This window comes from Streptomyces sp. BK340, assembly GCF_007827595.1.
GTDB lineage: Bacteria > Actinomycetota > Actinomycetes > Streptomycetales > Streptomycetaceae > Streptomyces.
On the sequence record NZ_VISR01000014.1, the window covers coordinates 230002 to 239177 of the forward strand.

Below are 9176 nucleotides of genomic sequence, written 5' to 3' on the forward strand. Positions count from 1 at the left end.
TTTGCAGAGCGGGCTCACGCCAGGAAGCCCCGCAGCAGCGCCGCCGTACCCGCGCAGTGCTCCCGCATCATCTCCCGCGCTCCGTCCGCGTCCCCGTCCAGCACCGCCTCCACCAGCGCGATGTGCTGCCGCTGCGAGTGCTCCAGGTTGCGCACCAGCAACGGGATGCAGTCCAGCAGGTCGTTGACGGTCGCCCGCACCGCCGCGTACTGCGCGGTCAGCGACGGCGAACCGCACAGCTCGGCCAGCGTCAGGTGCAGCAGCGTGTCCAGCCGCCGGTAGTCCGCGAGCGGCGCCTCATGGGTGCGGTCCAGCGCCTCCCGCAGCCGCCCGGCCTGCTCGTCGGTCAGTCCGTGCGCCGCGCACAGCCCTGCCGCTCCCACCTCGAGCACCTCGCGGAAGCGCAGCATGTCCTCGATGTCGACCTCGGCGATCCGCCGCCGCAGCTCGTCCTCGCCGCCCGCGTCCGTGCGCGGCAGCACGAACGTTCCGCCGTACCGCCCGCGCCGCGCCTCCACCAGGCCCTGGTCCTGCAGCACCTTCAGCACCTCGCGCAGGGTCACCCGGCTGATGCCGAGCCGCTCCGCCAGCTCCCGCTCGGCGGGCAGCCGCTCGCCGCCCGCCACCAGGCCGAGCCGTACGACCTGCAGGATCTGCTCCAGCGCTTCCTCGAAGCCGTTGCCCGCCCGCACCGGCCGCAGCACCGGAGCCAGCCGGTCGTCGACTCCCTGTGCGTGCACGCCCTGCGCGTCCGTCTCCTGCGACATCCGGCCGTACCCCCTTCCCAAGCAATGGTTCTCCGCAATACCTTATGACTCCCGGCCCCGCCGTAAGACGCGAAGCAGCCTAAGGAGGCTCTCCCGTGGCAGACCGCACACCCCCATTGAGTGTCGAGGAGCTGCACGCCCTCGTCGCCGGTGGTGAGATCGACACTGTCGTCCTGGCCTTCCCCGACATGCAAGGGCGTCTCCAGGGCAAGCGGTTCGCCGCCCGATTCTTCCTCGACGAGGTCCTGCAGCACGGCACCGAGGGCTGCAACTACCTCCTCGCCGTCGACACCGAGATGAACACCGTCGACGGCTACGCGATGTCCTCCTGGGACCGAGGCTACGGCGACTTCGCCATGCACCCCGACCTCGCCACCCTGCGCCGCATCCCCTGGCACCCCGGCACCGCCCTGCTCGTCGCCGACCTCGCCTGGAACGACGGCGCCCCGGTCGTCGCCGCCCCACGCCAGATCCTGCGCCGCCAGCTCGACCGGCTCGCCGAACTCGGCCTCACCGCCCAGGTCGGCACCGAGCTGGAGTTCATCGTCTTCAAGGACAGCTACGAGCAGGCCTGGGACGCGAACTACCGCGACCTGACCCCGGCCAACCAGTACAACATCGACTACTCCATCCTCGGCACCGGCCGCATCGAGCCCCTGCTGCGCCGCCTGCGCAACGACATGGCCGCCGCCGGCCTCACCGTCGAGTCCGCCAAGGGCGAGTGCAACCCCGGCCAGCACGAGATCGCCTTCCGCTACGACGAGGCCCTGCGCACGTGCGACCAGCACGCCCTGTACAAGACAGGTGCCAAGGAGATCGCCGCCCAGGAGGGCGTCTCGATCACCTTCATGGCCAAGTACAACGAGCGCGAGGGCAACTCCTGCCACATCCACCTCTCGCTCGCGGACGCCGACGGCGAGAACGCGATGGCGCGGGCCGGCGACGGCGGGATGTCCGACGTCATGCGGCACTTCCTCGCCGGACAGCTCGCCGCCCTGCGCGACTTCTCCCTGCTCTACGCCCCCAACATCAACTCCTACAAGCGGTTCCAGCCCGGCTCCTTCGCCCCCACGGCCGTCGCCTGGGGTCACGACAACCGCACCTGCGCCCTGCGCGTGGTCGGCCACGGCCGCTCCCTGCGCTTCGAGAACCGCCTCCCGGGCGGAGACGTCAACCCGTACCTCGCCGTCGCCGGACTGGTCGCCGCGGGCCTGTACGGCATCGAGCAGCAGCTGGAACTCCCCGAGCCCTGCCCCGGCAACGCCTACACCGCCGACTTCGAGCACGTCCCGACCACCCTGCGCGAGGCCGCCGAGCTCTGGGAGAACAGCCCGATCGCCAAGGCCGCCTTCGGCGACGAGGTCGTCGCGCACTACCGCAACATGGCACGCGTCGAACTGGAGGCCTTCGACGCCGCGGTCACCGACTGGGAGCTGCGCCGCTCCTTCGAACGCCTGTGAAAGGTCAACACGTGTCCGACCCGCACGAGCTGAAGGTCCTCAACCCCGCCACCGAGGAGGTCGTCGCCACCGTCCCCGCCGCCGACGCGGCCGAGGTGGACGCCGCCGTCGTACGGGCCTCGCGCGCCCAGGAGAAGTGGGCCGCCCTCCCGCCCGCCGACCGCGCCCGCCAGCTGCGCCGATTCGCCGACGTAGTCGACTCCCACATCGACGAACTGGCCCGGCTGGAGGTCCGTGAGGCCGGTCACACCCTCGGCAACGCCCGCTGGGAGGCCGGCAACGCACGCGACCTGCTGCTGTACGCGGCGGGCGGCGCCGAACGCCTGCTCGGCCGGCAGATCCCCGCACCCGGCGGCTGGGACGTCACGTTCCACGAACCCCTGGGCGTCGTGGGCGTGATCGCCCCCTGGAACTTCCCCATGCCGATCGCCGGCTGGGGTTCCTTCCCGGCCCTCGCCGCGGGCAACGCCGTCGTGCTCAAGCCCGCCGAGACCACCCCGCTGACGGCGCTGCGGCTGGCCGGACTCGCCCTGGAGGCGGGCCTGCCCGAAGGGGTGTTCCAGGTGCTCCCCGGCTACGGCCGCACCGCGGGCCGCGCGCTGGTCGACCACTCCGACGTCGCCAAGATCGTGTTCACCGGATCCACCCGCACCGGCCGTGAGGTCATGGAGCGCTGCGCGAAGCTCGTCAAGCCGGTCACGCTGGAACTCGGCGGCAAGAGCCCCAACGTGGTCTTCGCCGACGCCGATCTCAAGTCCGCCCTCGACCCCTTCTCCTTCCTGGACAACTCCGGCCAGGACTGCTGCGCCCGCACCCGCATCCTCGTCCAGGAGTCGGTGTACGACGAGGCCCGCGACTTCCTCGCCGACGCACTGGCCGGCGTCGTGGTGGGCGACCCGGCCGACGAGAAGACCCAGATGGGCCCGCTGATCTCCCGTCAGCAGCTCGACCGCGTCCGGTCGTACGTCCCCGAAGGCGCTCAGGCGCTGCGCGGCAGCGCACCCGACGGACCCGGCTTCTGGTTCCCGCCGACGGTCCTGACGGGGGAGAAGCACGACAGCGCGGCGGCCCGCGAGGAGATCTTCGGCCCCGTCGCCGTCCTCCTCCCCTTCACCGACGAACAGGACGCGATCCGCCTCGCCAACGACACCCCCTACGGCCTCTCCGGCTCCATCTGGACCCGGGACGTCGGCCGCGCCCTGCGCGTCTCCCAGGCCGTCCGCGCGGGCAACCTGTCCGTCAACTCCCACTCCAGCGTCCGCTACTGGACCCCGTTCGGCGGCTTCAAGCAGTCCGGCCTCGGCCGTGAGCTCGGCCCGGACGCCCTGACCGCCTTCACCGAAACCAAGAACGTCTTCATCAGCACGGAGGGCCCCGCACTGTGACCGACAACATCGTTTGCCGCCGCCTGGTCGGCCGTACCGCCGTCGTCACCGGAGCCGGCAGCGGCATCGGCCTCGCCGCCGCCCGCCGTCTCGCCTCCGAGGGCGCGCACATGGTCTGCGGCGACGTCGACGAGGCCCGCGGCAAGGCCGCCGCCGACGAGGTCGGCGGGACCTTCGTCAAGGTCGACGTCACCGACCCCGAGCAGGTCGAGGCGCTGTTCAAGACCGCCTTCGACACCTACGGCAGCGTCGACGTCGCCTTCAACAACGCGGGCATCTCCCCGCCCGACGACGACTCCATCCTGGAGACCGGCCTGGAGGCCTGGAAGCGGGTCCAGGAGGTCAACCTCACCTCGGTCTACCTGTGCTGCAAGGCCGCCATCCCGTACATGCGCCGCCAGGGCCGGGGCTCCATCATCAACACGGCGTCCTTCGTGGCCCGGATGGGCGCGGCGACCTCGCAGATCTCCTACACGGCCTCCAAGGGCGGCGTGCTCGCCATGTCCCGTGAACTGGGTGTGCAGTTCGCCCGCGAGGGCATCCGGGTCAACGCGCTCTGCCCGGGCCCGGTGAACACCCCGCTCCTGCAGGAGCTGTTCGCCAAGGACCCGGAGCGGGCCGCCCGCCGCCTCGTCCACATCCCCGTCGGCCGGTTCGCCGAGGCCGAGGAGATCGCCGCCGCCGTCGCCTTCCTGGCCAGCGACGACTCCTCCTTCGTCAACGCCACCGACTTCCTGGTGGACGGCGGGATCTCGGGCGCGTACGTCACGCCCCTGTAGGAACAAAGGTGTACGGCCCGCGCGCATGCGACAGCATCCCGCGCGGCCGCCGGCAGCGGCCGCCACCCTGGCGGCCGCGCCCACCGCATGACCCTCAGAGGAAGGTCTGCCCCTCACCCCGATAGGTGGGCACGGTCGCCGTCACCGCGTCCCCCTCGATCAGGTGCAGCGCGTCGAACCGCTCGCACAGCTCGCCCGCCTTGGCGTGCCGGAACCACACCTTGTCGCCGATGAGCAGATCGTCGGCAGGCGAACCCAGCAGCGGTGTCTGCACCTCGCCGGGGCCCTCCTGCGGGTCGTACCTGAGCCCCTCCGGCAGGTACGGCACCGGCAGCCGGTCGGGACCGGCCGCGCCGGAGGCCGGATAGCCGCCGCCGAGCACGGTCACGACACCCACGCCCGGCCGCCGCACGACGGGCTGGGCGAACAGGGCGGCCGGACGGCCGGTGAAGGACGTGTAGTTGTCGAAGAGCCGCGGCACGTACAGACCGGACCCCGCCGCGATCTCCGTGACCGCGTCCTCGGCGGCGGTGTGCTGCACACTGCCCGTGCCACCGCCGTTGACGAACTCCAGGTCGGGCGCCACCGCCCGCACCGCCCGCACCACGGCGGCGCGCCGCTCGACCAGCTCACGCTTCGCGGTCGCCTGCATCAGCCGGATCGCCCGCGACCGCAGCGGCCGTCCCGCCACCGAGTCCCCGACCCCGGCGATGTGCCCCTCGTACGCCATGACGCCCACCAGCCTGAAGCCCGGCCGCCGGGCCACCGCACGGGCCAGCTCGGCGAGTTGGGCGGGCGAGCGCAGTGGCGAACGCAGTGCCCCGACCCGGACCCGGCCGCCCAGCAGTTTCAGCGACGTGTCCAACTCCAGGCAGACCCGGACCACTTCACGCCCGCCGTCACGGGACGCGTCGATGAGGTCGAGGTGGGCGACGTCGTCGATCATCACGGTGACGGCACCCGCGAGCTTGGGATCGGCGGTCAGCTCCGCGAAACCGGACCGGTCCGCGGACGGATAGGCCAGCAGGACGTCGTCGAACCCGGAACGCGCGAGCCACAGCGACTCGGCGAGGGTGAACGACATGATGCCCTGGAATCCGTCCCTGGCCAGGACGCGTTCCAGCAGGGCCCGGCAGCGAACGGACTTGCTCGCGACCCGGACCGGCTTTCCGGCGGCACGGCGGACCAGATCGTCCGCGTTGGCGTCGAAGGCGTCCAGGTCCACGATCGCCAGGGGGGCGTCGAGATGGGCGGTGGCCCGGTCGTAACGGGCCCGATCAGCGGCAGGCGCAGTCATGACGGAAGCCTGCCAGACAGGATTACCGCAGGGTAGGGGGACGTTCCGGGCAGATGCCCCGGGCTCGTGGACTGGTTCTCCTTCTCTCCCGGACAACCCGTAGAGTGACGCGCACGTACGGCGGAACGTGTCCGGCCACTTCACCTGAACCGGGATGCCGGTCCAGCCGTACGGGTATGCGTGCCCGGACGGAATCTCCGCACCGGGCGCGGCCGAGGAGCGAGACGGCCCGCGTACGAGGAAACGGCCCGGGCACGAGGAAACGGGGGGTGCATGAGCACGGAAGCGCGCCGCGCCCCCGTACCGCCACGCCCGACGAATCCGCCTCCCGGCCCCACCCCCGAACCCCCGTCACCGGCCACCCACGCAACGGCACCGACGGCCGGACCGCCGGCACCGACGGGCGCCCGCGAACCGGCCGGGTACCGGACCACTTCCGCCGGGCCTGCGCCGGTCCCGGCCGCACCGGACTCCGAGGATCCCGACGAGGAGCCCTCCGTCTTCGCACCCCGCGCCGCGCGGGGTGTGCCCGCACGGGCACCGGGGGAGGAACAGTCCGACCACCCGGCACAGGCTGCCGGCGCGGGCCCCGCCCGGTTCGCCGGCTTCCGGCCCACCGCCGTACCCGAGGCTCCCGGCCTGGTGAGCCCGCCGCCGCCCCCCGCCTCGGCCCGCTTCCCCGACACCCCGCCGAGCGCGGGCCGGCTCCCCGACACGGCACCGAGCACGGGCCGCAAGGCACGCGCCGAACGGGCCGCCACCACCATGCCGCCCCGCCCGGGAGCACCTGCGGAGTCCCTGACGGAGACGACGACCCGGCTCCGCCAGCCGGCGGCCGAGCCGCAGCGCCCCGGCCCTGCGGTCGTGCCGCTCGCCGGCCGCCCGGGAGAGTCCGTGCCCGGCGGCCGTCCCGGTTCGCCGTCCGCGGGTCGTCCGGCCGGGTCTGCTCCGGGTGGTGCGGGTTCCGCGTCCGCGGCGTTCGCCGGTGGCCCGGGTGGGTCCGTTCCCGGCCGTCCGGGTTCTGCGTCCGCGCCGTCTGCCGGTCGTCCGGCGGAGTCTGCTCCGGGTGGTGCGGGTTCCGCGTCCGCGGCGTTCGCCGGTGGCCCGGGTGGGTCCGTTCCCGGCCGTCCGGGTTCCGCGGCCACGCCGTCCACGGGTCGTCCGGAGGGGGCCGCTCCCGGTCGTCCGGATTCCGTGGCAAAGCAGGCCGTCGGCCGTGCGGCCTCCGCGCAGGCCCCTGCCGGCGCCCGCCCGACCTCCCCGCTGCCGCCCCCCAGGCCTCCGGCGCGTGACCTCCGGGGTGCCTGGAGCCCGAACGATCCCGCACACCCGGTGAGCCCTGCTCCGGCCTCGCCGGACCCGGCGCTCTCGTGGAGTGCCGGGGCCGCCGCTCGGCCCGTCGTGTCGTTCGGGGAGCCCGAGGGGTACGACGAGCGGATGCGGACGCGGCCGCTGGGCGTGCGGGTAGGTCCCCGAACCGCCGCTGCCGCAGCCTGCCTGGTCCTCGGGCTCGGCCTCATCGGCGGTGCCGTGACCGGGAGTTGGCTCACCGGGGATGGTGGGGACGGTCCCGCCGGGAACGGTTTCACCGCGGCCGCGACGCTGTGGCACAGCGTGCCCGTCGACCGGCTCTTCCCGCCCACCCTCCAGGGCACCGGTGCCGGCCCCGGCGGTGCCGACCGGACGTGGACGCGGATCGCCGTCGCCCCGGACACCAAGTGCGCCGACGCCTTCGACCCGCTGCTGCACAAGGCGCTCGCCCCCGTCGGCTGCCAGCGGCTGCTGCGCGCCACCTACACCGACGCCACCCAGACCTACGTCACCACCGTCGGCCTGCTCTTCACCAAGGGCGACTCCGCCGCCATGTCCTCGCTCGCCGCCCGCTTCCGCGACGAGCACCTGGACCGCCGCAGCGACCTGATGCCCCGGCCGTACGCCGCCAAGGGCACCGCCGCGGCCGGGTTCGGCGACAAGCAGCGCGCCAGCTGGACCCTCTCCGTCCTCACCGACGCACCCGTCGTCGCCTACTCGGTCTCCGGCTGGGCGGACGGACGTACCGTCGACTCGCCCCAGCCCGCAGCGGACGCCCTCCGCACGGGCGCCACCTCGGCACCCGCCCAGGCCGGTCTCGGCAACGAGGCACAGGGCCTGGCCGACCGCGTCGAACGGCGACTGCGCCAGACCGTCAGCTCGGCCACGGAGAAACCGTCATGAGGCGAACGACGCGCGGCCGGCGCCGCGTGCGAATGACCGGGTCGGCGGTGAGCCTCCTGCTCGCCGGCTCCCTCGTCCTGCTGCCGTCCGCCGCGGCCCACGCCGACAGCATCCGCGCCCAGCAGTGGGGCCTGTCCGCCCTCCACCTCGACGAGGCCTGGCGCACCACCAAGGGGCAGGGCGTCACCGTCGCCGTCCTGGACACCGGAGTCGAGGCCGACCACCCGGACCTGGCCGGCAACGTCCTGTCCACCAAGGACATGATCGGCTTCGGTGCCGGGCCCGGCGACCGCGCCTGGGCCCGGCACGGCACGGCCATGGCCGGCATCATCGCCGGGCACGGCCACGGGCCCGGCGGCACCGAGGGCGTCGTGGGCGTCGCTCCCGAGGCGAAGATCCTGCCCGTCCGGGTCATCCTCGAGGACGGCGACCCCGCCCGCGCCAAGGCCCGCACCACCCGCGGCAACGCCCTCGCCGACGGCATCCGCTGGGCCGCCGACCACGGCGCCGACGTCATCAACCTATCCCTGGGCGACGACTCCAACTCCGCCCACCCGGAGCGCAGCGAGGACGAGGCCGTGCAGTACGCGCTGAAGAAGGGCGTGGTCGTCGTGGCCTCCGCGGGCAACGGCGGCGACAAGGGCGACCACGTCTCCTACCCGGCCGCCTACCCGGGCGTCATCGCCGCCACGGCCGTGGACAAGTACGGCACGCGCGCCTCCTTCTCCACCCGCCGCTGGTACGCAGCGGTCAGCGCGCCCGGCGTGAACGTCGTGATCGCCGACCCCGACCACAAGTACTACGAGGGCTGGGGCACCTCGGCCGCCTCCGCCTTCGTCTCGGGCGCCGCGGCCCTGATCAAGGCGGCCCACCCCACCCTCACCCCGGCCCAGATCAAGAAGCTCCTCGAGGACACGGCCCGCGACGCTCCGGTGGGCGGCCGCGACGACTCCCGGGGCTTCGGCATGATCGACCCCGCGGCAGCCCTCAAGGCAGCGGCCGGGCTCAAGCCGAAGGGCCTGCGCCCGGCGTCGTACGACAAGAAGTACTTCGGCCCCGGCCCGGACACCCCCCGGTCCACCACGTCCGCCTCGGACTGGGCGGGCCCCCTGGCAGGCAGCATCGGCGGAGTCCTGCTGGTGGCGGCCGTGGTCCTGTGGAGGAACCGCAGGACGACGTCCTAGGTGTATTGACCCGCAGCGTTGTTCACTCGGCTGATCGGGGGCTGGCCTCCGAGTGCGGTGTGGCAGCGGTGGTGGTTGTAGGTGTGGAGA

General features: G+C 73.3%; 7 protein-coding genes. 5 read left to right on the forward strand and 2 right to left on the reverse strand.

All coding sequences use genetic code 11. The features are described from left to right. Window positions 1–14 precede the first annotated feature (14 nt). Complete coding sequence (locus tag FB157_RS24790) at window positions 15–767, reverse strand: FadR/GntR family transcriptional regulator (RefSeq protein WP_145882825.1); 753 nt, start codon at window positions 765–767, stop codon at window positions 15–17. 95 nt (window positions 768–862) lie between these two features. Here FB157_RS24790 and FB157_RS24795 point away from each other — a divergent pair, with 95 nt between their 5' ends. Genes FB157_RS24795 through FB157_RS24805 form a run of 3 tightly spaced genes read left to right on the forward strand, consistent with a single transcriptional unit; the run spans window position 863 to window position 4391 of the window. Further along, a complete protein-coding gene (locus FB157_RS24795; RefSeq protein WP_145882826.1) occupies window positions 863–2227 on the forward strand; it encodes a glutamine synthetase family protein in 1365 nt (454 codons plus the stop codon). Between the two features lie 11 nt (window positions 2228–2238). Continuing rightward, window positions 2239–3612: an aldehyde dehydrogenase gene (locus FB157_RS24800; RefSeq protein WP_145882827.1), complete on the forward strand. Its 1374-nt coding sequence runs from the start codon at window positions 2239–2241 to the stop codon at window positions 3610–3612. After that, complete coding sequence (locus tag FB157_RS24805) at window positions 3609–4391, forward strand: 3-oxoacyl-ACP reductase (RefSeq protein WP_145882828.1); 783 nt, start codon at window positions 3609–3611, stop codon at window positions 4389–4391. The genes FB157_RS24800 and FB157_RS24805 overlap by 4 nt, the downstream gene beginning before the upstream one ends. 94 nt (window positions 4392–4485) lie before the next feature. On the opposite strand, the gene FB157_RS24810 is transcribed toward FB157_RS24805, so the two are convergent. Further along, the gene (locus tag FB157_RS24810; protein WP_145882829.1) at window positions 4486–5688 is read right to left on the reverse strand and encodes an amino acid deaminase/aldolase; all 1203 of its coding nucleotides are present in this window, start codon (window positions 5686–5688) and stop codon (window positions 4486–4488) included. A gap of 1332 nt (window positions 5689–7020) precedes the next feature. Between FB157_RS24810 and FB157_RS24815 the strand changes: the two genes are divergently transcribed. Together FB157_RS24815 and mycP are read left to right on the forward strand one after the other, a co-directional pair. Next, window positions 7021–7902 carry a hypothetical protein gene (locus FB157_RS24815; RefSeq protein ID WP_261386495.1) on the forward strand — a complete coding sequence of 294 codons (882 nt, stop codon included), beginning with the start codon at window positions 7021–7023 and terminating at the stop codon, window positions 7900–7902. Further along, a complete protein-coding gene (gene mycP / locus FB157_RS24820; RefSeq protein WP_186581665.1) occupies window positions 7899–9086 on the forward strand; it encodes a type VII secretion-associated serine protease mycosin in 1188 nt (395 codons plus the stop codon). Before FB157_RS24815 ends, mycP begins: the two co-directional genes overlap by 4 nt. The last annotated feature ends 90 nt before the right edge of the window (window positions 9087–9176 follow it).